The following is a 23,750-nucleotide window of genomic DNA, read 5'->3' on the forward strand; positions in this document are numbered from 1 at the left end:
AAATTTATTACAGCTTTCTTATTTATTTTTTTGCTACAGACTCTAAATTATAATTTACTACTTCCCCTGTATCTGCTCTTACTGAAGAAGTACATGTTTCTTCTTTTCCATCTTTGTCTTTCAAATTTGAATTTAAAATATAAGCTAGTACCATTTCCTTATCTGAAATATTTATATAAGCTAATATTGGATCCTCCATCGCTGTTACTTCTAACTTTAATCCTTCAAAGTTATCCTTTAAAATCTTAATTGCCTCTTCTTCATCAATATTAATTTCTTCACTATACTTAATATTTTCTATTGGATAATTTGTATATCCCTCTAATTTACCTGTAAATTTATTTATCACAGTTTTTATTTCTTGTTTATAATATGGATAACCATTTCTATATTTATAAAAAATAATATTATAAAATGAGCTTTCTATATTATCTCCCTTTTTAACTTCTTTAAATTCAAATTCATCCTTAGTTATCTTTGATAAATATGACTTTGCTAAATAAATAGCATCCTCTTCACTTATCAAATTAGATTTTACCATATGTTCATCAATATTTTTATTAGAAAAACCTAATATATTGAAATTCTTATCTATATCTACACCATACTTTCCAACTATAACAGAATATTTTATTATAGAATCCTTATTTGATAATTTATTTAAAGTTTCTTCTTTAATTACAGATTTTTTAATACTATAACTATTTTCTATTATACCACTATCATAAAGCTCCTCTATAAAATCCTTTGCAACTTTAACTTCTTTTGTACCTTTTTTTAGTATATTATTCACTATAAATCCTATAAGTAATAACAATACTATAATAACTACACTAAAAACCATACTTGCTTTTCTAACCCTCATTGTATCCTCCTTAACTACTATATTAATAAAATTAAAAAATTTTATTTATACAATGATTTTTATTATATTATTGTTCATTATATATTTTACCTTATTTAACAAACAATATAAAGCTATTTCTTAAAATTTTCTTAAGAAAGGAAAAAGGCTATCCAAGATAGCCTTTAATATAAAAAATATTAATTATTAATTTATATGCATCCTACTATTTCATTTATATCTTTAATACCCTGTTCTTTACAAAAAGCTTCCATCTCATCTATAATTTCCTTACCAGCCATAGGATTAACAAAATTAATGGTTCCTATTTGAATTGCAGATGCTCCTGCCATCATAAATTCGATTGCATCTTGTCCATTAGAAATTCCTCCAAGACCTATTACTGGTATATTTACAGCCTTTGATACTTCATGAACCATTCTAAGTGCTATAGGCTTTACAGCCGGTCCAGAAAGGCCTGCATATGTATTATTAAATATAGGCTTTCTTTTATATGGATCTATTGCAAATCCCTTTAATGTATTTATTAGTGATATTGAATCAGCTCCTGCTTCTTCACAGCTAATAGCCATTCTTACTATATCTTCTGCGTTAGGAGAAAGTTTAACCATTAATGGCTTATCAATAATATTCTTTATTTTAGAAACTATATCATATGCTACATCTGATTTTATTCCAAAAGCCATTCCTCCTGATTTAACATTAGGACATGATATATTAAGCTCTATCATATCAATATCAGTTCCTCTTAATTTTTCTATTGCCACTTCATAATCTTCCATACATCCGCCACCAACATTTGCAATAATATTAGTTCCTAATTTTTTCATTCTTGGTAGCTCTTCTGAAATAAATCTATCTATTCCTGGATTTTGAAGTCCAACAGAATTCATCATACCTGATGGAGTTTCATATACCCTAATTCCTTCATTCCCTTCTTTAGGATTTAATGTTAATCCCTTTGAAGATATTCCACCTAATATTCCTACATCATAAAAATTGTTATATTCTGCTCCAAATCCAAAGGTTCCTGAGGCAGCTATTACTGGATTTTTAAATTCTACTCCATTTATATTTACCTTTAACATTTTAATTTCCTCCTTTGATTTTAAAGCTCAACATAATATCCATCAAAAACTGGACCATCCGTGCAAGTTCTCTTATTTCCATCCTTTGTCTTGCAAGTACATACTAAACAAGCACCTACTCCACAAGCCATATGTTTTTCCATAGATACATATATTTTAACATTCTTTTCTTTACACATGTCTACGACTTTTTTCATCATTATCTCTGGACCACAACAAAGAACAGTATCATACTCTTCAACTTTAAGAATATCAGTTACAAATCCCTTATGACCATGCTTTCCAGTATTAGTACTTACATATGCATTATCAATATATTCTTTTATTTCATCTATTAAATAAATATCATCTCTAAATCCTGCATATAAATCTATTTTTGAATTGTTATTATTTTCTCTTAGTTTTTTAGCTACTTCTAGCATTGGTGCTGTACCAATTCCACCTGAAACTAATGCTACTTTTCCAAGATCCTCATAAACATTAAATCCATTTCCAAGCGGTCCAGTAAGATTTATATAATCTCCATTTTTAAGATCTACATACTCCTTAGTACCATTTCCTACTACTGCATATAAGAAAGTTATAGTTCCTTCATTTTTTTCACATACACTTATAGGTCTTGGAAGTAATGTTTGTCCATTTAATTTTAACATATAAAATTGTCCTGCTCTTGCTTCATTATTATCCTCTACAACCATTTTGTATATTCCATTAACTATCTTTTCATTTGATATAACTTTTGATTTAGTATAAGCCATCTTCATTAGCTCTCCTCCTATAGACTCTCTACTGCAGCTCTTATTTCATCTCTCATTCTAATAGCTTCTTCTCTTGCACATAATGCAAACTCTTTTTCTCTTCCAACTTGTTTCTTATATGCTAAAAGAATAGCTCTTGAAGAGTTAACAACTCCTCCATTTCCTTCATTTAAATATAATGCAACATCCTCTGCTTTTCCACCTTGTGCACCATATCCAGGTATTAAGAAAAACATATTTTTAAATCTTTTTCTTATTTCTATCCCCTCTTCTACATGAGTACATCCTATAACTCCACCTATACTTGAATATCCACACTCTCCAGATACTTTACTTCCCATTTCAACAAGTTTATCTCCAACAACTTTATAAACATCTCTTCCGTCTTCTGTTTTTACCATTTCTATGTCTTCTGCTCCTGGATTTGAAGTTCTAACTAGTGTAAAAACTCCCTTATTTCCTTTTTCCATATATGGCATATACGGCTCTATACTATCCATTCCCATGTAAGGACTTAAAGTAATAAAATCAACTTCAAAATCTCCTTCAAAATGAGCTTTGGCATATTGTTTAGCTGTTGCTGCTATATCTCCTCTTTTTATATCTGCAATTATAATTGCATCTTTTTCTCTTAAATAATCTAATGTTTCTTTATAGGCAATCATTCCCTTTAATCCTAAAGCTTCATAATAAGCTATTTGCACTTTAAAACAAGCAGCCACATCTATAGTTGCATCTATTATTTGTTTATTAAATTCAACTAAAGCCTCTGTTTCACTTCTTCCTTCGAAAAGATGACTTGGTATATATTCAATAGCAGTGTCTAATCCAACACATACTACTCCTCTTTCATTTACTCTATTGTATAACTTATCTATTATAAAACTTTTCATATTATCCTCCTATTTTTTATAAAGCACTCTACCAGACTTTATTGTCATTTGAACTTCACCGTAAAATTCCATACCTTCAAATGGCGTATTTTGAGCTTTTGAATGAAACTCATTTGAGTCTACTACTATTTTTTTATCTAAATCTACTAATACTAAATCTCCATCTATTCCTGGGCTAATTATCCCTTTATTCATTCCTAATATCTTAGCACCATTTTTAGACATTATTTCACTTAATTTATTTAAGCTTATTTTTCCTGATTTAACTAAGCTTGTATAGCAGATTGAAAAAGCTGTTTCTAATCCAACCATTCCAGGTGAGCCCTTTTCTTTGTCTTCCTTTGTATGAGGAGCATGATCTGTTCCTATACAATCAACTACTCCATCTTTAATTGCCCTTACTACCTCATTTACATCTTCTTTTTCTCTTATAGGAGGATTTACCCTATAATTATTTATATCTTTAGTTAGACATATGTGATGAGGAGTAACCTCACAAGTTATATTGCTAAAGCACTTCTTTGCATCCCTAATATATTCAATAGCTTCTTTTGTGCTAACATGGCACATATGAAGTCTAGCCCCTGTTTCTTTTGCTAAATATACATCTCTTAATGTCATTATATTTTCAGCTATCTTCATATCTATATCTGAAAAGCCTTTATCTTCTGCATGAGACATTATTATCCATCCATGCTCTTTTGCTTTTAGCATTGCTTTATACATTATTTCAGAATCCATGACACCAACCCCATCATCTGAGATTGCTTTAAGTCGTTCATCCTCTATAAAATCATCTAGATGACTTAAATCTTTTCCATTAAATCCCCTAGTAACTGAAACACATTGATGTAAGTCTACTAACCCTAATTCTTTTTCTCTATTTCTCACTCTTTCTAAAACTTCCTTACTTGAGCATATAGGTTGAGTATTTGCCATTAAACAAACCCCTGTATATCCACCTCTTAAAGCAGCTCTAGAGCCTGTTTCTATATCTTCTTTATAAGTTAATCCAGGTTCTCTAAAATGAGCATGTGTATCTATAAAAGAAGGCATTACTAAAAGCCCTCTTGCATCAATAGTTTCTATATTATCTACATTAATATTTAATCCTACTTCTTTTATTATTCCTTTTTCTATATAAATATCTCCAATAAAATCCTGCGAACAATCGACTATTCTAGCATTTTTTATTATCAAATCCATAATTACACCTCTTATCCTTATAAGTCAGATAGCTTTGTTATATTATCACAAAAATCACATTTATAAGTTCCTCTATCTTCATTAATTAAACTAAATGTATGGGGAACATAATTTTCTACAGTAGTTATACATCTAGGATTATTACATCTTAATACATCCACTACCCTTTCTGGTAATTCTGGTATTAGTTTTCTACATATTTCTCCATCTTTGACTTCATTAATAGTTAAATGTGGCGATAACAAACTTAATATAGTGTAATTAATCTCTGAAGAATTTTCTATTTTAATAATATCTTTTTTACCAATCTTCTTACTTTTTACATTCATGATTAATGCAACTTGACTATTTACCTTATCTAATTTCAAATAATTAAATATTTTTACTCCCATTCCTGCCTTTATATGATCTATTACTAATCCATCTTTTATACTAGTTATTTCTAACATCTATAGCACCCCCAAAAGTTTTGCAATTAATGCCATTCTTACATACATACCAAATTCAGCCTGCTTAAAGTAACATGCTCTGCTATCTTTATCTACTTCAATTGCTATTTCATTTACTCTTGGTAGTGGATGAAGTACAATCATATCATCTTTTGCTAAATTCATCTTTTCTACATCTAATATATAACTATCTTTAAGCCTTAAATACTCTTCTTCATTAAAGAATCTTTCTTTTTGAATTCTTGTCATATAAAGAATATCTAGCTCATTAATTATTTCTTCTAATTTTTCAACTTCCTTGAATTCTATGTTATTTTTAAGTAATATTTCATCTCTTATGTAATCTGGTATAGATAATTCCTTAGGTGATATTAGTACAAACTTAGTTCCCTCATATCTAGACATTGCTTTTATTAATGAATGAACCGTTCTTCCATTTTTTAAATCACCGCATATTCCGATTGTATGATTATATAAACCATCTTTTAAAGAACTAATAGTTAGTAGATCTGTTAAAGTTTGAGTTGGATGCTGATGTCCACCATCTCCTGCATTAATTACTGGAACTTGTGAGTACATGCTAGCAAGTCTTGCTGATCCCTCCATATGATGCCTCATTGCTATTATATCTGAATAGATAGATACCATAGTAATAGTGTCTGCTAAAGTTTCCCCTTTTGCTGTTGAACTTGAATTTGGTTCTGAAAAACCTAATATTTTTCCTCCAAGTCTCATCATTGCAGCTTCAAAACTAAATCTTGTTCTAGTACTTGGTTCGTAAAAAAGTGTAGCTAATATCTTTCCATCACATACATGTGAGTATTCTTTTGGATTTGATATAATTTGACGTGCTAAATTAAATATTTCTTCTAATTCTTCTTTAGAAAAATCCATTGGATCTATTAAATGTTTGTTTTTCATATTATCACTCCTTGTTAACATCTCTGTGTTAAATTTAAAGGTTTTGCTATTTTGGTGCATAAAAAAACTTCCTTATATTAAAGGAAGATATAATAAACCTAAGCATTTAAATTACTTCGTATCTCCCTTATTAATCTCTCTGGATTAAGTTAAAGGTTATCTTTTCACTAGAATAACACTTATAATATCTATTGTCAAGAAACTATTTATATATTAAGAATAAAGCTGTCGCACAAACAGCTCCATTCTATCTTTACTATTTTATTTTTAAAACTTGTCCTGGATATATTAAATTAGAATTACTTATTCCATTTAATCGTGCTATTTCTTGATAAGTTGTTCCATAATTTTGTGCTATTTCTGATAATGTATCTCCTGATTTTACAGTATAATATACCGTACCTGAATTAGAGTTGTTATTTGATACTTGTATTTTTAAAACTTGTCCTGGATATATTAAATTAGGGTTGCTTATTCCATTTAACCTTGCTATTTCTTGATAAGTTGTTCCATAATTTTGTGCTATTTCTGATAATGTATCTCCTGATTTAACTACATAATTTATTATAGAAATAGAATTGCTATTTTCATTGGAATTACTTTCCCCATTATTATTTGAAGTTCCATAACCATTCATCTTTTTTTCTAATATAATACTTGGATAATCTACAAGCATATAATTTTGATCACAGACTACTCCAGCAACTTTATTGCTTCTAATCAAGTTAGTTTCTCCACCAAATTGCCACATTCCATATTGACCTTGATAGGTGCATTTTTCTGACCATTGAGCAACCCATATAGAATAATTATTCTTTATTTCATTATTCAAATAAGTTTCTAAAAAATACTTACTTGAATAAACTCCAACAAAATAGCCTTTATCCTGTAAATAATTTAGCCAAACCTTTGCAATATTAGAAACCTGTTCTCTGCTTAAATTTTTATGAATATTATCCTCTATATCAAAATATATAGGGAGTTCAAATTTCTTATTAATCAAAACATTTTTTTCTAAAAATTTTGCTTCTTCTAAAGCCGCTTGTGCAGATATTGCCATACTATATTGATAAACACCAACATTTAATCCCACCGCTTTAGCATTGTTATAGTACTCCTCAAATCTAGTATCCTTACTTATATTATAAGCACCTCTTAATATCGAAAATTTAACACCTTCTGATACAGCTTGTCTAAAATTAAAATTACCCTGCCATACACTTACATCTATTCCATATATATTTTCCACTCTAAATTCCACCTTTGTTTTTAATAATAATTTATCTTTTTAATTACTTTCTATATTCATTATATTAATTAAAATAAATTATGTTATTTAATTAGAAAAATATCTATAAATTTAAATTTCATTGACAGAGTAACCCTTATAATTTTCTAAAAATAAAATAACCCCTAGAATTCTAGGAGCTATAAGACTTACTATTTTAATGCCAATTATTGATAACCTCATCCCACATCATTTTTCCTGATTTTGCAAGAGTTACAGTACCATACACACTATTAGGTATTCCCATTGATAATACTGTGAAAGAAAAATTACCTTTTGGTAATCTAATTAATTCTGTATCATTCTCTACCCCATTTTTATCTCCAGTTTTGCTAGAAATCTCATATTTCAAGTCATCTGGAATATATAGAGCTAATTTATTTTTAATTTGCTGTCTCATTAGTATATCTATTAGCATTTGGCTATTATCTTCATTTAAGAATGTTCCATTATATAAATTCTTCCATACTTGTGCAAGATCATAAGCTGATGTCATATTTTCAACTTCATCTTTAGATTTTCTTTCATCTGTAGTCTTTCTATTTAAAACAGTATTTTTTAATCCCATAGCTTTAATATCTCTATTGATATTATCCATACCAACTATGTCAATAATTTTATTTGCAGCTGTATTATCACTTTGAATTAACATTGCAACTAATAATTCAAAAACTGTATACTCTCTTTCATTAAATTCGTGAATTATCCCTGTCCCATAAACCTTATCTTTACCATCTATTTTTATCTTATCTAAAAAGTCTATCTTCTTATCTTCAACTGATTTTATTAACGATACAGCTATAGGCAATTTCATACAACCTGCTGCTATCATCTGAACGTTTTCATTGTACCCATAAATGTAACCACTCTTTAAATCCTCAAAGAAAAATCCATATGTTCCAATTCTTGATTCTAAATATTTCTTTATCTCTTTCATAATACCCTCCAGCTTTCTTACCGTATTCTCTGCCTATTACAATTATATCATATTGTCAGAAAATTTTGAAGTATTCATTATAATTATTTAGACAAAAAGGTGGTGAAGTAAATCTCCACCACTTATAATACCCTAATCTGCAAAAGAAATTCCTATTTTCTTTGCAATTTGAACTAGTTCCCCTTCTGGATTAACTAGTTTTGATTTTTGACCAATAACATTTTCTAAGCTATCACTTGAGATTTTACCATCTTTTAAACAAACCATATCACCAAATTTTTCTTGATTTATTAATTCAACTGCTCCTACCCCATACCTAGTTGAAAGAATTCTATCATATGTTGATGTTATTCCACCTCTTTGGATATGTCCAAGAACAGTGCATCTAACCTCTTTATCAGGTAATAATTTTTCTAAATCATTTGCTAATTTATTACCTATTCCTCCTAATCTTATAGGATCTGGACTATCAGCAACAATCTTAGCAACAACCACTTCTCCATCTTTAGGCTTAGCCCCTTCTGCAACCACTATTATACTAAACCTTTTTCCCGAATCTTCTCTTTCTTTAACTTTTTCGACAATCTTATTAATATCATATGGAATTTCAGGTAAAAGTATAACATCTGCTGATCCTGCAATACCTGATTCCAGTGCAATCCATCCAGCACCTCTACCCATAACTTCACAAATCATAACTCTATGATGTGATTCTGCAGTTGTATGAAGCCTGTCCAAAGCTTCTGTAGCCACATCTATAGCAGTATTAAATCCAAAAGTAACATCTGTAGAAGCTAAATCATTATCAATTGTTTTAGGAACTCCTATAACCTTAACACCTTTTCTTGCAAAATCTCTTGCAGAAGTTAAAGTTCCATCGCCTCCAATTACAACTAAAACGTCTACTCCCTCTTTTTTTAGATTTTCTACCGCTACATATGAAACATCCTTTTTAACCATAACACCATTTTCTTCAATTGAATAGTCAAATAAATTATCTTTATTTGAACTATATAAAATAGTCCCTCCTCTATGGAGTATTCCTGAAACGCTGTCTAATGTTAGAGATACAAAATCATTGTTGTATAATCCTCTATAACCAAACTTGTAGCCTATTACTTCCATATCATAATCTAATATAGCTGTTCTCGTTACGGCTCTTATTACTGCATTTAACCCTGGACAATCACCACCACCTGTTAGTAATGCTATTTTTTTTATTTGTTGTGTCATAAAAATTCCCCCTACCCATTTAGTTACTGTTAAATTGACTATACTTTTGAAATTTTCTGTCAATTCTAATTAAAAAAAATATTTCTTCTTCTTTTTATGTGCAATTGTTTTCATTTCTTTGCTTTTCTTATCATCTTTATAATATCATAAAGATATTATGCTGAAAAGTGAATTTATTTATATTTTTAAGATTTTTTTAATTTAGAAAATATATAACAAAACCTATTAGTACTTTATAATATTTTACTAAAACTATTATCAATCAGTATTATTTAACTAATAATATATTCATTAGTCTTGGTTCCTAATGGTAATATGTATATTTTAATAAAGAATTTCTAAAAATAGAATAAGAAAATTAAAAGTAAAAAAATAATAGGGCTTTATAAACCCTATTATTTATATAGTTAATGTTACTATTCCAGCAACAGATAATCCAAATAATACTATACCTGCAATTATTCTATATATAGCAAATATTCTCATAGGTTTCTTCTTTAAGTAGCTTACAAACATATCCATAACAACTATTGACACTATAAAAGCAACTAAGAATCCAACTATTAATGCTACTATATAAGTAGAGTTCATTATTGAGTAATCAAAGTTAATTAAATCCATTGCAGAAGATCCAACCATAGCTGGAACTGCTAAGAAAAATGAAAATTCTGCTGCTACTGGTGTTGAAAGCCCTGCTATCCAACCACCCATAATTGTTGAAGCACTTCTTGACATTCCTGGCCACATAGATAGAACTTGGAACAATCCCACCTTTATAGCTTGAACAGGTGTAATTTCAAATACATCTGTTGTTGGAGTTTTTCCTATTTTTGATACTCTATTTCTAAATCTATTTTCTATAACTAGTAATAATATACCACCAACTATAAATCCAACAACTACTGCTGAAGGCTTAAATAATCCTTTTATATTATCATATAAAGTTAGTCCAACTATTAAAGCTGGAATAGAAGCAATTATTACATTAATTCCAAATTTAAAGCCTGATTCTCCTTTTTTTCCTCCTGAAAATATAAAAGTAAAGAAATCTACCACTGCTCCCCAAAGCTTATTCCAATATAATACTACTACAGCTAATATAGCACCAAGCTGAATTACAACTTCAAACATTGAAGCAAACTCTGCAGCTCCAGCTGCTCCAGACCTAAATCCAATTAAACTTCCAACTAATATCATATGACCTGTTGATGATACCGGTACAAATTCTGTAAGACCTTCAACTATTGCTATTATTATAGCTTTAAGTATATAGATAAAATCTAAACCCATTACTTTTCCTCCCTTATCACTTCATCTCTTACAACAAAGTTTATTATACCTTTATAAACAAATACTGTCTATTACTTAAAATATTAAAATTTTATTATTTTATATTTTTACTAGACCTTTTTAAAGTTTATTACATATAAAAAAAGTGCTAAATAGCACTTTTAATATATTAATTTAATTCCACTAAGGTCAAACTCTTGAGAATCGTTACTTAAGAATTCTTGGTAAACTTTTTTTGCATTATTGTAATTATCAATTATTATCTTTTTACTATCCTCATCTAAAGATGCTGACATATCATCATAAGCACCTTTAATATTTTCATAACCTCTTGCAATATCGTTCTCCACCATTAAATAATACCAACCTGCATTATTTAATGTAATTGAATCTTTTTCATTCATTGAATAAGCTTTACGTATAAGCTCTATTCCTTCTTCATTAAGACCTTGTTCTAGATATAAAGCTCCTAAAGTTCTATAATAAACTGGGTTTTCTTCATCTAACTTAATAGCTTCCTCTAGTTTTTCTATTGCTTCATCAGTTTTTCCCTCTTTTATATCTAAATCAAATATTTTTAAATATAAGCTACTATCATCTTTTCTTATATCTAAAGCAAGTTCATAATAATATCTCGATTTATTATTATTAGAAACAACACTATTATAATAATCCGCTAAATTTCTTATTAATTTATAGTTATAAGGTTCTTTTTGTAATGCAGTTCTATAATAAGATTCTACAGAATTAAATTCTTGCTTATTAATTAATATCTGTGGTATTAAAACCCCATAACTATCAGCATTATTACTACTTGCATTAATACTTTTTTTAGCATAAATTAATGCTTCATCATATTTAGCATTATTTATAGCTCTAAGAGATAATAAATAATATGTAGTGTACGATTCTTTATTTATAGCCTCAGATTTGCTTATAGCTCCATTTAAGTAATCACTTGCTTCATCTACATTATTTAAATTCTTATTAATTTCATAATTAATTAAATCAGTTCCTATATTATTTATTTCTTCATCATCTAATTCATTGATTATATCTAATCCTTTATTTGAAGTATCTTTACTCATTGAATATGTTTTAGCTAAAAATACTTTATAAGCATCCTCATTAGATTCTTGTAATTTATCTTCTAGTGTACTAATTAAAGAATCTTTATTAAATAAATACATACTTTCTAATACACTATATATTTTTAATTCATTTTTATCTAATGTCCATGCATCTTTTAACAATTCTATTCCTTTATCCCATCTATCAACCATCATATTCATACTTGCTAATTCTGAAATATCATATGCAGAACCTTCATCTAAAGGATAATTTTCAGAAATTTCTTCTGCTTTATATGTATGGTTATTTGCAACATATGCTAAAAATAAAGTCTTAAGTATGTCCTTATTTTCTCCATATTCATTAATATATTGCTCTCCAAAGGAAATAGCTTCATCATATTGCTTATTTAATGTAAAACTAAATAGCATTAAATTAATTAACTCTAAATCTCTTTCCTTATTTTTATCATATCCTTCATCATTTATTATCTTATCTCTTTTTACTATGACTTCTTTTAATAAGGTACTTGATTTATCAGTTTCACCCTTTAAAGAGTATATATCTGCAATCTTAACTGTCCATATTGGCCAATTATCTTCATTTTGCATTTCTTTGTATTCTTCAATAGCTTCATCATATTTATTTTCATAATATAAATTTTCTGCTTGATTACTTGTAATACTTATTTCTTCTACTGTTGTAAAATTCTTAATTCCTAAAATCATCATTAGAACAAATAAGCAGGAAGTACTTATTACTATTATTGGTTCTATATATTTATTCTTTGAATTTACCTGTCTATATTTATTGCTTATTTTTTTACAAATATTATTCAACTTTCTGTGAACTGGTTTACATACACTTTTAACTTTATTGATAAACAATTTTACACCTTTATCGAACTTAGAAAAAAGCTTTTTTACTTCTTTCATATTTCCCTCCAAATTACTCTATCCATAGGATTTTATACATATTGATTCTATCAAAAATTTATAGTTTTTACAATTAATATTTTATTACTATTATATTAATATAAATTTAAAAAGCTAATACTACTTTTAATAATACTAGCTTTTTATTCCTTATTTAATTTATACTCTTCAATTTATCTTCTATCTTTGCTACTATTTTATACATTATAAAGGCTATAATAGAAAGTATCACTATACTCATCATAACCATATCTAATTGAGATATTTGTCCTCCATAAACTATTAAAAATCCCAATCCCTTTCTCGCAACTAAGAATTCTCCCATAATTACTCCAACCCATGATAATCCAACATTTATTTTCAATGCTGAAATAATAACTTGAATATTTGCTGGGAAAACTAAATAACGCAAGGTTTGAAATTTATTTGCTTGCAAAGTTTCCATAAGCTTTAACTTTCCTTTATCAACTTCTTTAAATCCAGTTAAAACTGTTATAATAGTTGTTACTATAGATATAAGTAGTGCTATAACTATAATTGCAGTAATACCATTTCCTACCCAAAATATAACTATAGGAGCTAATGCTACTTTAGGTAATGCATTTAATACTACTAAATATGGATCTAATACCTTTGATATAAAAGGAAAGGCCCATAATATAACTGCAATTATTGCTCCTAATATTGTTCCTAATGTAAATCCTAATATTGTTTCATAGCAGGTTATTAATATATGTGAAAATAAAGTTCCCTCTTTAATAAAAGAAATTAACGACTCTACTATTCTAATAGGACTAGAAGTCAAGAAGGTATCTAAAATCTTTAATTGTGCCAATATTTCCCATAACACTATAAATACAACCAATATAGCAACTCTAAATATAGTAATCTTTAACCTCTCTAATTTTACCTTTTTTATATATTCTAAATGTTCCTTACTCATTTACTGTGTCAAGCTCCTTCCATAATAAATTAAAATATTCATTAAACTCAGGCTCTTTTCGCCTTTGAAAAGGAGTGGCTTCTTTATTTTTAAAATCAATTTTTACATCTAACTTAACTTTTGCTGGTCTTTTAGTAAGAACTATTATTCTATCAGAGGTTGCTATTGCCTCCCCTAAATCATGTGTAACCATTATGGCTGTTTTACCTTCTTTTTTAATTATCCCTTTAACATCATCACATACTTTTAATCTGGTCTGATAATCTAAAGCAGAAAATGGTTCATCTAACAGTAGTACATCAGGATTTAAAGCAAGTGTTCTTATTAATGCAACTCTTTGTTTCATTCCACCAGATAATTCTGAAGGTTTATGATTTTTAAACCTATCTAATTGATAATTTTCTAATAACTTATCTGTTCTTTTAATATTTTCTTCTGTATCTAATCCCTTTATCTTTAGTCCAAGCATGACATTACTTCTAACTGAAAGCCATTCAAATAAATAATCTTTCTGAAACATGTACCCCATTTTATCTAATCTATTTTTAATATCTTTATCATTATAAATAATCTTTCCATCTGATGGCTTTAATAAGCCACTAATGATATTTAATAAAGTTGACTTTCCACAACCAGATGGACCAATTATGCTTATAAACTCTCCTTTTTTTATTGAAAAATTCAAATTATCTATTGCTTTAGTTTCTCCCTTTAAAGAATGATAAGTTAATCTTATGTTAGAAATATTTATTAAACTCATCTTCCTTCCTCCTTTCTAATTATGTAAAAGTAATTATTTTTTTCTAAGCTAGCCCTATATAGGGCTAGCTTAACAAAACTACTTAGATTTCATTGCTTCTTCTGAAAAACTATTGTTTACTATTTTTTCAAAAGAAGGTCTTTCTGGTAACAAGCTGCTATCATAACTTTCTATTACATCCATAAGTCTATTTAAATCTTCCTCTTCTATAGTTGGTTTAGTTGCTATTGCATTAATATCTTTGTAGTTCTTTACAACTGAAATAATAATATCTTTATCAGTTCCAGGGAAAAATGATATTATTGAATCAGCGATTTCTTCATTACTATGAGATTCAACCCACAATTGTCCTTTATATATTGCATTAGTAAATCTTTGTATTATTTCTGGATTTTCATCAATATAAGACTTGGTAGCAAAGAAAGCAGTATATGGAAGATTTCCAACTTCTTTACCAATAGATGCAACTATATGTCCACTACCCTCTTTTTCAATCATTGATGCAGTTGGCTCAAATAAAGTTACATACTCACCAGTACCTGCTTTAAAAGCTCCTGATGTAGCTGTAAAATCTATATTTGTAACCAAGTTAACGTCTGTTTTTGGATCTAATCCATTTAACTTAAGTGCATACTCAAAAGCCATTTCAGGAACTCCACCAGGTCTTCCACCAATAACTTCTGCCCCCTTTAAATCCGTCCATTTAAAATCCTCATTTGCCTCTCTTCCAACTATAAAGGCTCCATCAGTTTGAGTTAATTGTGCAAAAATAATTGGATAATCCTCTCTGCCTTGATTATTAATGTATATAGTTTGTTCAGGCCCTGCAAAACCAATATCTGCATTCTTACTCAAAACTTGTTGCATCGTCTTATCTGCACCTTGTCCAGTTGATAGATCTATTTCTATACCTTCTTCTTCAAAAAATCCTTCATTTATTGCAACATACATTGGAGCATAGAAAACTGATCGTACAACCTCATTTAATCTAACTTTAGTTAATTTTTTTTCTGTATCAACAGTTTTTTTATTACAAGAAACTAAACTTAAAGATACTACTCCTAATAAAGCAACTATTGAAGCAATTTTAATTAATTTACTTTTCATTTAAACCTCCTTAAAGATTTATAATTTCTCTATGCTTCATAATATGAGATAATATCAAATTTTGTTAAAAAACAAAAAATTATAATTAATTTTTACATTTTATAAATTTTATTGAAATGTAAATGTTATTTTGCATTTACATATCTAATCAATAGTGATAAATTATTAATTGATAGTTTAAGGAGGTTAAATAAATGAAAATTTTTAGAGAAGCAATAATAGTTCTTAGTATATATTTAATAGGAGAGCTTATATCTAAAGGTTTTTCCTTACCATTGCCAGGTAATATTATTGGAATGATTATTTTATTGATATTGTTATGTACAAAAATTATTAAAGTTGAAAAAATAGAAAATATATCCACTTTCTTTTTAGACCATCTTTCATTTTTCTTTATTCCTGCTGGAGTGGCTTTAATATCATCCTTTGATTCTATAAAGGATAGTTTAGTATATATTTTAATCTTATGTATTATTACTACTTCTATAGTAATAATTAGCACAGGACTAATTGTTCAATTTATAATAAAAATGAAAAGTAATAAAATTAAGAAAGGATAAATAAGAATAATGGAAATTTTATCAGAAAACATTTTATTTGGAGTAATAATTTCACTAATAGCTTTTGAAATAGGATTATTTATTTATAAAAAAACTAAATTTCCTCTATTCAATCCTTTATTAATTGCAATTGCATTAGTAATTAGTTTTTTATTAATTTTTAATATTGATGTAGATGTGTATAATAAAGGTGGAGATTTTATAAATATGTTTTTAGGCCCAGCAACTGTAGTTTTAGCTGTACCCTTGTATAAACAGCTACAATTACTAAAAAAACATTTAGTTCCAATAGTTTTAGGTATTTTATTTGGTAGTACTATAGGTATTTCCTCTATAATATTATTAGCTAGTATATTTGGTTTAGAAAAAATATTAACTATATCCTTACTATCGAAATCTGTTACAACACCTATTGGTATTGAAATTACAAATCAACTTGGTGGTTTAGCTCCTGTTACAGTCTTAGCAATTATTCTATCTGGAATAATTGGAGCCGTAATTGGGCCAGTATTATGTAAAATATTTAAAATAACAGATAAAGTTGCTGTTGGAGTAGCTCTAGGAACATCTTCACATGCTCTTGGAACTACAAAAGCTTTAGAAATAGGTGAAACTGAAGGGGCTATGAGTTCATTATCAATAGGAATTGCAGGAATAATGACAGTATTTTTAGCTCCTGCTTGCTATGCATTATTATCAATATTTATAAAATAAAAGAAGAACTAAATATGTTACATTAGTTCTTCCTTTATAAGCTCCAAGTTGCCCTAATTCAAAATATTTACTTCTACAAACTTAAGGCAATAATTACTTATTCTATTTAGAATTATAAAAACTACTTTGCATAACTAATTTAAAGAATAAATAGAAAATGGCTATCTTTAGGACAGCCATTTTCTATTTATTCTTGATTTTTAATAACTTTGTATTTAATAAACCAATATTCGAAGCTTTTAATACTCTTTCAGTATTCTTTATTGTATAAGCTTCAAGCTTAGTCATAAATTCCTCTGGTTCTATTTCTTTATCATTTACAAGCTTTAATCCCTTTTCCCAAGAAGCTGTTAGTGAAGGATTTAAAAGTGAAGGTATAGAAACTTTAATTGATTCATAAATCATTTCTCCAAGGTTAGTCGGAGTTATAATTTGAGTCTTCTTATTTGCTTGCATATATTCAATATTAATTAGCTTCTTAAGTATTTCTGCTCTAGTTGCAGAAGTTCCTATTCCTGCTCCTTTTATATGCTCTCTAAGCTCTTCATCTTCAATAAGCTTACCTGCGTTTTCCATAGCTATAATCATTGATCCAGTAGTATATCTTTTAGGTGGTGAAGTCTCCCCTTCTTTTATTTCTAAGTCATTTATATTAACTGCTGTACCTTTTCGTAGATTCTCTGGAAATGCTTCTTCAACTTCTTCCTTATCATTCCCAAGAATAACTAAATATCCTTTATCAATACAAATCTTTTTATTTAATATAAAGTGTTCTTTTCCCACTAATATCGTTATAGCCATTTTACTGTATTGAGCTGGGGGATAAAATATAGATAAAAATCTTTTCAAAATTACAAAGTAAACTTGTTTATCTAAATTAGGTAATTTTAATAAAGTATCTCTACCCTCACCAGTTGGTATTATGGCATAGTGATCTGTAATTTTGCTATCATCTACATATTTGCTTTTTAATATTCCCTTTGTATAATCCTTTTCTAATATCTCATTTGCCACATTAGATAAGGTCTCACCAATAGGCATATTTTTAAGTTTAATAATATTTCCCTTTACGCCCTTTGCTACAGCCGTAGATAATACCCTAGCATCAGTTCTTGGATATGTAACCATCTTTTTTTCATAAAGATTTTGAACTATCTTTAATGTTTCATCTGGGCTAATTTTAAATCTTTTAGTACATTCATTTTGAAGTTCTGCTAAGTTATATAACAATGGAGGATTTTTCTTTTCCTTAGTTTTCTTAACTTCTTTAATAATTCCATGTCCAAGGTCTCTTAGATTAGATATTAAATTCTCTGCATCTTCTTTTTTATTAAAACCCACTTCACTATATAGTTTAGGAGATTCAAAATAATCAGAACCACTTAGAGCTTTCCAATCAGCTATAATTTCAGCATTATCATTTTCCTTAGAAAAATTCCCAGAAATCTTATAAAAAGATTTTTTCTTAAAATCTCTAATTTCCCTTTCTCTTTCTACAACCATTCCAAGGACACAAGTCATAACTCTACCAACAGCTACCACTACATTTTTATCCTTTTGAAGCGCATTAGCTAAGGTTTTTCCATATTGTAATGTTAAAAGCCTTGAAAAATTTATACCAAAAATATAATCCTCTTTAGCTCTTAAGTAAGCTGAATGAGCTAATGAATCATATTCTTCTAAAGGCTTTGCCTCCTTTATACCTCTTTTTATTTCCTCTTCTGTTTGTGAGTCTATCCATACTCTTTTCTTTATCTTTTTAGGATTTCCCGCCATATCGTCAACAAGTCTATATATATACTCTCCTTCTCGTCCTGAGTCGGTACAGACATAAATTGTCTCCACATCATCTCTATTCATTAATCTACTAACTACATTAAATTGAGCAGATGCTGAAGGAATAACTTCATACTTATATTCTTTTGGTAAAAAAGGTAAGTCTCTTAAACTCCAAAATTTTAATTTTTCATCATAAACTTCTGGATAACTCATTGTTACCATATGCCCAACACACCAAGTAAATATGCTTCTTTCACCTTCTATATATCCATTATTTCTTTTTCCCTTTACATTTAGTAGCTTAACAAATTCCATTGCTACTGAAGGTTTTTCTGCAATAAATAAAGTTTTTCCCATAGAAACTTCCTTTCTAAACAAAAATAAACCTTCATAAGAAGGTCTATTTTTATTATACTACAAATTTATTTACATTTCATTAAAAAACCATATAAAGTAGTTAAGAACTCCTGCATAAATAAGCCACAGTATATATGGAATCAGTAAAAGTCCAGCTTTTATATCTATTTTTATAAATTTTATGAAAGTTATTAAAACAAATATAAATAATAATATTATCCATAAAAATGAAATTCCATATAATCTGAATGTAAAAAAGATAAAACTCCACATAAAATTTAATATAAGTTGAATTAAATAAAAAAAGTAGGCACCATTATCATCTACAGATGATTTATTTTTAATATAGATTCTATATGCAGCAATCCCCATTAATAAATATAATAATTCCCAAACTATTATGAATACTATATCTGGAGGAGTTAAAAAAAACTTTTTTAATGATCTATATGTATCAATAGAATTTCTATTTATATACCCCACAATAACTGATCCTAGTATCGGAATTAATATATTTACTATTAAAGGAATAATTCTAACATTGCTTTTTAATTTTTTTTTCATATAATGCACCCCTATAAAATATTCCTTATTATATATGCATTAAATAATTAAGTTATGTTATTAAAAATAAATATCAGAAAACTCAATATCTATTTTTTGTTGTAACTCATTAATCTCTATATTATTATTTTTCAAAGTAATATTTTCTTCTATAGATTTGTTATATGGTAATACTATTTTGAATATATTCCCATATTCTCTTCCTGCACTAATACTAATTTCTCCGCTATGAAGTTCAACTAGTCCCTTTGTTAAATAAAGCCCTAAACCGCTTCCTTCAGAAGGCCTATTTAAAGAAGTATTTACTTTTGTAAATTTATCAAAAATAACATTTCTTTTATCCTCTGGAATCGCTTCTGCATCATTCGTTACTTCTATTATTATTTTTTCATTTCTATATATTTTAACTGTGACATAAATATTTCCATTTTCTTTTCCATATTTCAATGAATTTGATAAAATATTAAGCATTATCCTTTCTATATGATTTTTATCACAATATAAATATATTTCTTCATATTGTGGATCATATATTAAGTTCGTTTTCTTAAGCTTCATATAAAAATCACAAGATAAAACAACATTTTCAATTATATCTACTAAATTATAATATTTACAATCCATATCTAAATAACCTTCTGAAAGCTTATTACTATCTATAAAATTATTTATAGTCCTAATAAGTCTTAAGCAATTTTGTCTAATAATATCATTGTTCTTGCTTATTTTATTTAATTCTTTATTTTGTAAATATATATCATTTAATTGTAATGCAGAATAAATTACATTAATAGGAGTTCTTAACTCATGGGATATATTGGAGTAAAACTCCTCTTTTATATTTTCTTCAGTAATTTTATTTTCTATTTTTATTATTTCTTCTCTTTTATTGAATATTTCAGTAATATCATTAAACACAAGAATTTTTTTATTTCCATAGATTTTCATCAAATATATTTCAATAACCCTTTTTTCATCATCTGTGTTTGTTATTTCTATTTCAGTTGTAAATTCATTTATATCCATTTCATTTGGATATTCATTGCCAGTAATTTTATTTAAAATACTATTAAGTGTAAAAAACTTTCCTTCAAAATTAAATTCATCATTTTCATTATAATAAGTTTCTTCATAATTATTGGAATATGTTAATATATCATTTTCAAAAAGTAATAAGCCTTTAGAAAAAGCATGTACAACATCATAATACTTCTTCTCACTTTTTTCTAATACTAGGTTTAGCTCCTTTAATTCTTTTTCCCTTCTTTTCAAGTTTTTATTTAAGTTCTTTTTAGTTTCTTTCGCTTTATTCAAATTTTCATATGCACTGGAGTATGCATTAAATAATAAACTTTCCTCAAACTTATTATATGCTATAAAATATGCTAATAATTTAGTAAGCCATATTAAAAATGTTAATTCTAAGTTAAGTATTCTTGAAATACAGGAAAAAGAATTACTTAATAGTATTAAAAAACTAAAAAAAACAATCCAATTATCTTTTTCTTTAGTTCCAATCTTCCTATATAAATTTAATACTATAATAAATAGGATAAATATTGCTATTTGATTTATTATTATTCCTTTTATATTTGTACATATCCACGATAGATAATATAATACTTTCCCTTCATTTATCAATATAAAGTAACCTATAGGTATTAATATAATGAATATAGAATTTAATCTTTTAAGTGAATAATTTTTGTAATAAAAGTATATGCTTAAAATACTATTCAATAATTCTAAATAAGTTATAAGTTGTGTAAAAGTCATAATAATATTTATATTCATTATGTACTTAGATACTTCTATATCAATAAATCTTAGTATAGATATAAAAAAGCAACCTGCCCCATAATACCTTAAAATACCTTTTTCTTTGTTATTAACCTTAACTATACTTATAATAAAAATTAATACCGATATAGATAAACATAATATTCTAGTTATAGAAATATATTCTTCAGTCATATTAAAAATTATTTTAAGTATAGTAAGAACTAAAATTATAGGAGCAAACATATGAGCCATTAATCCTCTATACCTATAATTAATCATCCCTTTAATCATATATTACACAAACACCCTTCACTTATTTAAATGTATAATGAACGTAGTACCTTTATCTACCTCACTATTAATTTCTATATTCCCATTTTGTGCTTTAATTAAATTATATACAACAAATAATCCTACACCAGATCCAGTTGGATTATTCATTCTAGATCTATTCTCCATTTCATATTTATTAAATGCTTTATTTATAAACTCCTTGCTCATTCCTGAACCATTATCCTTAACTTCAATAAAAACAGTATTTAAGGAATTTTTTATATTTATAGAAATTACTCCCCCAGGATTAGTAAATTTAATAGAATTTGATACCAAGTTTAGTACCACCCTCTGCATCATCTCTTTATCAAAATATATATATATTTCTTCTTCATCAGTATCAAATATAACATCAATACCACTATTATTAATATAAGGTGTTAAGGAAACTAAATACTCTTCAATGAATTCAACTATATTATCTAAAATCATATTAGCTTCTAGATTTTCAGAATCAATTTTACTTATATCAATTAAATTATTAGTGAATTTTGTAAGTATAAAACAATTTTCTTTACTAATTTCGTTATAATCCTTCATCTTTTTAATATCATTATTTGAAATTAATATTTTTTCTAATTGAATAGCTGAATATATAACATTAACTGGTATCTTAATATCATGAGATATATTAGATAAAAAGTTTTTCTTTATTTCTTCTCTAAGCCTAATACTTTCAAGTTCTTCCCTCATAGTAGATAATTTTGTTTCTTCTGCCAAATCTTTAAATAACATTATACATTCTTTTTCATCATTATCTAAATGAAAAAATCTTACTTCAACTTTTTTTGCATTAATATCTATAGTAGCTGTTTGTGGTCCTTCATCATCTAATACTACATTTTTCAAATCCAAATTAAAATCAATGTAATTATCTATTCTTCTATTTACAACTTCTTTAATATTCTTCTTTCCTATTTCACATATAAACTTTGAATTACAATAAGAAATCCTAAGATTATGATTTACTATTACTATTGGATTAGGTAAACTTCCTAAAAAGCTCTTATATAATCTTTGTCTATCTTTTAACTTATTGTATGTTTCCTCTAGTTTATTATTATTTTTTATTATTTTCCTATTTATAGATTCAAGATACTTACTTGTATCTATAGTTTCTTTAAAAACAAAATTATAGTTTTCTTTGGATATATTAAATATTATAGATATCAATGTAGATATAAATACTATTTGCATAATTGCACTAGCAATAATGTTTATTTCATGTATATTAAATATTTTTGACACTAATTTTAATAAGAAAGTAATTAATGCTAAAAATACATTTAACTTTAATAAGTCTATCTTTTCATTTACCCTAAATTCAAAATAATATATATTTTTATAAGCAAATAAAATAAACATCACTAATAACAACATATGTATTATCGATATTGGTAACCATGAATATACATTACGTAAATAAGCTATAACACTAGATACTATAAGTAAAAATGTATATTCAATATAAATAATTTTACTTGCATTTTCTTGTTTTCTATACTTAGCTATCATATAATAAATCATAATAATGTTCATATATCTAATACTATAAATTTTGTTATAACCTAATTTTTCTAGAAATGATTTAAAAGATATAAATTGTCCATAAGGAGTTAGGTAGACTAGATAAATAATGCAATTTATAAGAAGAAATATCTGAAACAATCCATATATATTTCTATTAGTTAAACTCTTTAAATGAATTGCAAACATAAGTAAAACCATTGCCATTATTAATCCTATTAGTCCTGTTAAATCATGTGCTATTTCTTTATTGAATAATGCTATTATAATTACTAATAAAAATGTTATCGTAGTAATAAAAATATACATTAATACATCTCTTAAATTCATATAATAAATTTTTTCTTTAAAATTATTATAATCCACGCTTTTCCCCTCACCCAAATATAA

21 protein-coding genes are annotated in these 23,750 nt (G+C 26.9%); 2 read left to right on the forward strand and 19 right to left on the reverse strand.

From position 1 onward, the window contains the following. Window positions 1-22: 22 nt before the first annotated feature. The 15 genes from ACQPVP_RS08055 to ACQPVP_RS08125 all read right to left on the reverse strand — a co-directional run bounded on the left by ACQPVP_RS08055 (window position 23) and on the right by ACQPVP_RS08125 (window position 15,744). On the reverse strand, window positions 23-865 hold the full coding sequence (locus ACQPVP_RS08055) for a hypothetical protein (protein WP_430848879.1): 843 nt from the start codon (window positions 863-865) through the stop codon (window positions 23-25). A gap of 191 nt (window positions 866-1,056) precedes the next feature. After that, complete coding sequence (locus ACQPVP_RS08060) at window positions 1,057-1,953, reverse strand: dihydroorotate dehydrogenase (protein WP_430848881.1); 897 nt, start codon at window positions 1,951-1,953, stop codon at window positions 1,057-1,059. 20 nt (window positions 1,954-1,973) lie between these two features. Next, on the reverse strand, window positions 1,974-2,717 hold the full coding sequence (locus ACQPVP_RS08065) for a dihydroorotate dehydrogenase electron transfer subunit (RefSeq protein ID WP_430848883.1): 744 nt from the start codon (window positions 2,715-2,717) through the stop codon (window positions 1,974-1,976). Window positions 2,718-2,728: 11 nt separating this feature from the next. Further along, complete coding sequence (pyrF, locus tag ACQPVP_RS08070; RefSeq protein ID WP_430848885.1) at window positions 2,729-3,604, reverse strand: orotidine-5'-phosphate decarboxylase; 876 nt, start codon at window positions 3,602-3,604, stop codon at window positions 2,729-2,731. 9 nt (window positions 3,605-3,613) lie between these two features. After that, entirely contained in the window at window positions 3,614-4,810 is a 1,197-nt protein-coding gene (locus ACQPVP_RS08075) for a dihydroorotase (RefSeq protein WP_430848887.1), read from the reverse strand. Window positions 4,811-4,827: 17 nt separating this feature from the next. Next, complete coding sequence (locus tag ACQPVP_RS08080; RefSeq protein WP_430848889.1) at window positions 4,828-5,259, reverse strand: aspartate carbamoyltransferase regulatory subunit; 432 nt, start codon at window positions 5,257-5,259, stop codon at window positions 4,828-4,830. Beyond that, a complete protein-coding gene (gene pyrB, locus ACQPVP_RS08085; protein ID WP_430848891.1) occupies window positions 5,260-6,180 on the reverse strand; it encodes an aspartate carbamoyltransferase in 921 nt (306 codons plus the stop codon). It lies immediately after the preceding gene. 256 nt (window positions 6,181-6,436) lie between these two features. Further along, on the reverse strand, window positions 6,437-7,429 hold the full coding sequence (locus ACQPVP_RS08090) for a LysM peptidoglycan-binding domain-containing protein (protein ID WP_430848893.1): 993 nt from the start codon (window positions 7,427-7,429) through the stop codon (window positions 6,437-6,439). Window positions 7,430-7,625: 196 nt separating this feature from the next. Then, the gene (locus tag ACQPVP_RS08095; protein WP_430848895.1) at window positions 7,626-8,405 is read right to left on the reverse strand and encodes a serine hydrolase; all 780 of its coding nucleotides are present in this window, start codon (window positions 8,403-8,405) and stop codon (window positions 7,626-7,628) included. 132 nt (window positions 8,406-8,537) lie between these two features. Beyond that, a complete protein-coding gene (locus ACQPVP_RS08100; protein ID WP_430848897.1) occupies window positions 8,538-9,638 on the reverse strand; it encodes a 6-phosphofructokinase in 1,101 nt (366 codons plus the stop codon). Between the two features lie 399 nt (window positions 9,639-10,037). Beyond that, window positions 10,038-10,928, reverse strand: coding sequence for an undecaprenyl-diphosphate phosphatase (locus ACQPVP_RS08105; RefSeq protein WP_430848899.1), 891 nt, complete (start codon window positions 10,926-10,928; stop codon window positions 10,038-10,040). 161 nt (window positions 10,929-11,089) lie between these two features. Further along, window positions 11,090-12,934: a tetratricopeptide repeat protein gene (locus tag ACQPVP_RS08110; protein WP_430848901.1), complete on the reverse strand. Its 1,845-nt coding sequence runs from the start codon at window positions 12,932-12,934 to the stop codon at window positions 11,090-11,092. Window positions 12,935-13,088: 154 nt separating this feature from the next. Then, window positions 13,089-13,877, reverse strand: coding sequence for an ABC transporter permease (locus ACQPVP_RS08115; RefSeq protein ID WP_430848903.1), 789 nt, complete (start codon window positions 13,875-13,877; stop codon window positions 13,089-13,091). Next, a complete protein-coding gene (locus tag ACQPVP_RS08120) occupies window positions 13,870-14,637 on the reverse strand; it encodes an ABC transporter ATP-binding protein (RefSeq protein WP_430848905.1) in 768 nt (255 codons plus the stop codon). Before ACQPVP_RS08120 ends, ACQPVP_RS08115 begins: the two co-directional genes overlap by 8 nt. Window positions 14,638-14,715: 78 nt before the next feature. Further along, window positions 14,716-15,744, reverse strand: a complete 1,029-nt coding sequence (locus ACQPVP_RS08125; protein WP_430848907.1) for an ABC transporter substrate-binding protein — start codon at window positions 15,742-15,744, stop codon at window positions 14,716-14,718. 194 nt (window positions 15,745-15,938) lie between these two features. On the opposite strand from ACQPVP_RS08125, the gene ACQPVP_RS08130 reads away from it, so the two are divergent. Together ACQPVP_RS08130 and ACQPVP_RS08135 are read left to right on the forward strand one after the other, a co-directional pair. Beyond that, window positions 15,939-16,304 (forward strand): CidA/LrgA family protein, encoded by a 366-nt coding sequence (locus ACQPVP_RS08130; RefSeq protein ID WP_430848909.1) that lies wholly within the window; start codon window positions 15,939-15,941, stop codon window positions 16,302-16,304. Between the two features lie 9 nt (window positions 16,305-16,313). Then, window positions 16,314-17,018, forward strand: a complete 705-nt coding sequence (locus ACQPVP_RS08135) for an LrgB family protein (RefSeq protein ID WP_430848911.1) — start codon at window positions 16,314-16,316, stop codon at window positions 17,016-17,018. A gap of 183 nt (window positions 17,019-17,201) precedes the next feature. Here the strand turns inward: ACQPVP_RS08135 and ACQPVP_RS08140 are convergent, their stop codons facing one another. The 4 genes from ACQPVP_RS08140 to ACQPVP_RS08155 form a co-directional block, all read right to left on the reverse strand. Next, complete coding sequence (locus tag ACQPVP_RS08140) at window positions 17,202-19,154, reverse strand: DNA topoisomerase (RefSeq protein ID WP_430849124.1); 1,953 nt, start codon at window positions 19,152-19,154, stop codon at window positions 17,202-17,204. 69 nt (window positions 19,155-19,223) lie between these two features. Further along, complete coding sequence (locus tag ACQPVP_RS08145) at window positions 19,224-19,718, reverse strand: TspO/MBR family protein (RefSeq protein WP_430848913.1); 495 nt, start codon at window positions 19,716-19,718, stop codon at window positions 19,224-19,226. 60 nt (window positions 19,719-19,778) lie between these two features. Then, a complete protein-coding gene (locus tag ACQPVP_RS08150; RefSeq protein ID WP_430848915.1) occupies window positions 19,779-21,791 on the reverse strand; it encodes an ATP-binding protein in 2,013 nt (670 codons plus the stop codon). Between the two features lie 18 nt (window positions 21,792-21,809). Further along, a complete protein-coding gene (locus ACQPVP_RS08155; RefSeq protein ID WP_430848917.1) occupies window positions 21,810-23,726 on the reverse strand; it encodes an ATP-binding protein in 1,917 nt (638 codons plus the stop codon). Window positions 23,727-23,750: the final 24 nt, after the last annotated feature.

The sequence above is a fragment of the Clostridium nigeriense genome, from assembly GCF_050585265.1.
GTDB classification, from domain to species: Bacteria; Bacillota; Clostridia; order Clostridiales; family Clostridiaceae; genus Clostridium; species Clostridium nigeriense_B.

Excerpts from the sequence above, each read along its gene's own strand:
- ACQPVP_RS08055 (WP_430848879.1), bottom strand. The coding sequence starts at position 865 with ATGAGGGTTAGAAAAGCAAGTATGGTTTTTAGTGTAGTTATTATAGTA.
- ACQPVP_RS08060 (WP_430848881.1), bottom strand. The coding sequence starts at position 1,953 with ATGTTAAAGGTAAATATAAATGGAGTAGAATTTAAAAATCCAGTAATA.
- ACQPVP_RS08065 (WP_430848883.1), bottom strand. The coding sequence starts at position 2,717 with ATGAAGATGGCTTATACTAAATCAAAAGTTATATCAAATGAAAAGATA.
- pyrF (WP_430848885.1), bottom strand. The coding sequence starts at position 3,604 with ATGAAAAGTTTTATAATAGATAAGTTATACAATAGAGTAAATGAAAGA.
- ACQPVP_RS08075 (WP_430848887.1), bottom strand. The coding sequence starts at position 4,810 with ATGGATTTGATAATAAAAAATGCTAGAATAGTCGATTGTTCGCAGGAT.
- ACQPVP_RS08080 (WP_430848889.1), bottom strand. The coding sequence starts at position 5,259 with ATGTTAGAAATAACTAGTATAAAAGATGGATTAGTAATAGATCATATA.
- pyrB (WP_430848891.1), bottom strand. The coding sequence starts at position 6,180 with ATGAAAAACAAACATTTAATAGATCCAATGGATTTTTCTAAAGAAGAA.
- ACQPVP_RS08095 (WP_430848895.1), bottom strand. The coding sequence starts at position 8,405 with ATGAAAGAGATAAAGAAATATTTAGAATCAAGAATTGGAACATATGGA.
- ACQPVP_RS08100 (WP_430848897.1), bottom strand. The coding sequence starts at position 9,638 with ATGACACAACAAATAAAAAAAATAGCATTACTAACAGGTGGTGGTGAT.
- ACQPVP_RS08105 (WP_430848899.1), bottom strand. The coding sequence starts at position 10,928 with ATGGGTTTAGATTTTATCTATATACTTAAAGCTATAATAATAGCAATA.
- ACQPVP_RS08110 (WP_430848901.1), bottom strand. The coding sequence starts at position 12,934 with ATGAAAGAAGTAAAAAAGCTTTTTTCTAAGTTCGATAAAGGTGTAAAA.
- ACQPVP_RS08115 (WP_430848903.1), bottom strand. The coding sequence starts at position 13,877 with ATGAGTAAGGAACATTTAGAATATATAAAAAAGGTAAAATTAGAGAGG.
- ACQPVP_RS08120 (WP_430848905.1), bottom strand. The coding sequence starts at position 14,637 with ATGAGTTTAATAAATATTTCTAACATAAGATTAACTTATCATTCTTTA.
- ACQPVP_RS08125 (WP_430848907.1), bottom strand. The coding sequence starts at position 15,744 with ATGAAAAGTAAATTAATTAAAATTGCTTCAATAGTTGCTTTATTAGGA.
- ACQPVP_RS08130 (WP_430848909.1), top strand. The coding sequence starts at position 15,939 with ATGAAAATTTTTAGAGAAGCAATAATAGTTCTTAGTATATATTTAATA.
- ACQPVP_RS08135 (WP_430848911.1), top strand. The coding sequence starts at position 16,314 with ATGGAAATTTTATCAGAAAACATTTTATTTGGAGTAATAATTTCACTA.
- ACQPVP_RS08140 (WP_430849124.1), bottom strand. The coding sequence starts at position 19,154 with ATGGGAAAAACTTTATTTATTGCAGAAAAACCTTCAGTAGCAATGGAA.
- ACQPVP_RS08145 (WP_430848913.1), bottom strand. The coding sequence starts at position 19,718 with ATGAAAAAAAAATTAAAAAGCAATGTTAGAATTATTCCTTTAATAGTA.
- ACQPVP_RS08150 (WP_430848915.1), bottom strand. The coding sequence starts at position 21,791 with ATGATTAAAGGGATGATTAATTATAGGTATAGAGGATTAATGGCTCAT.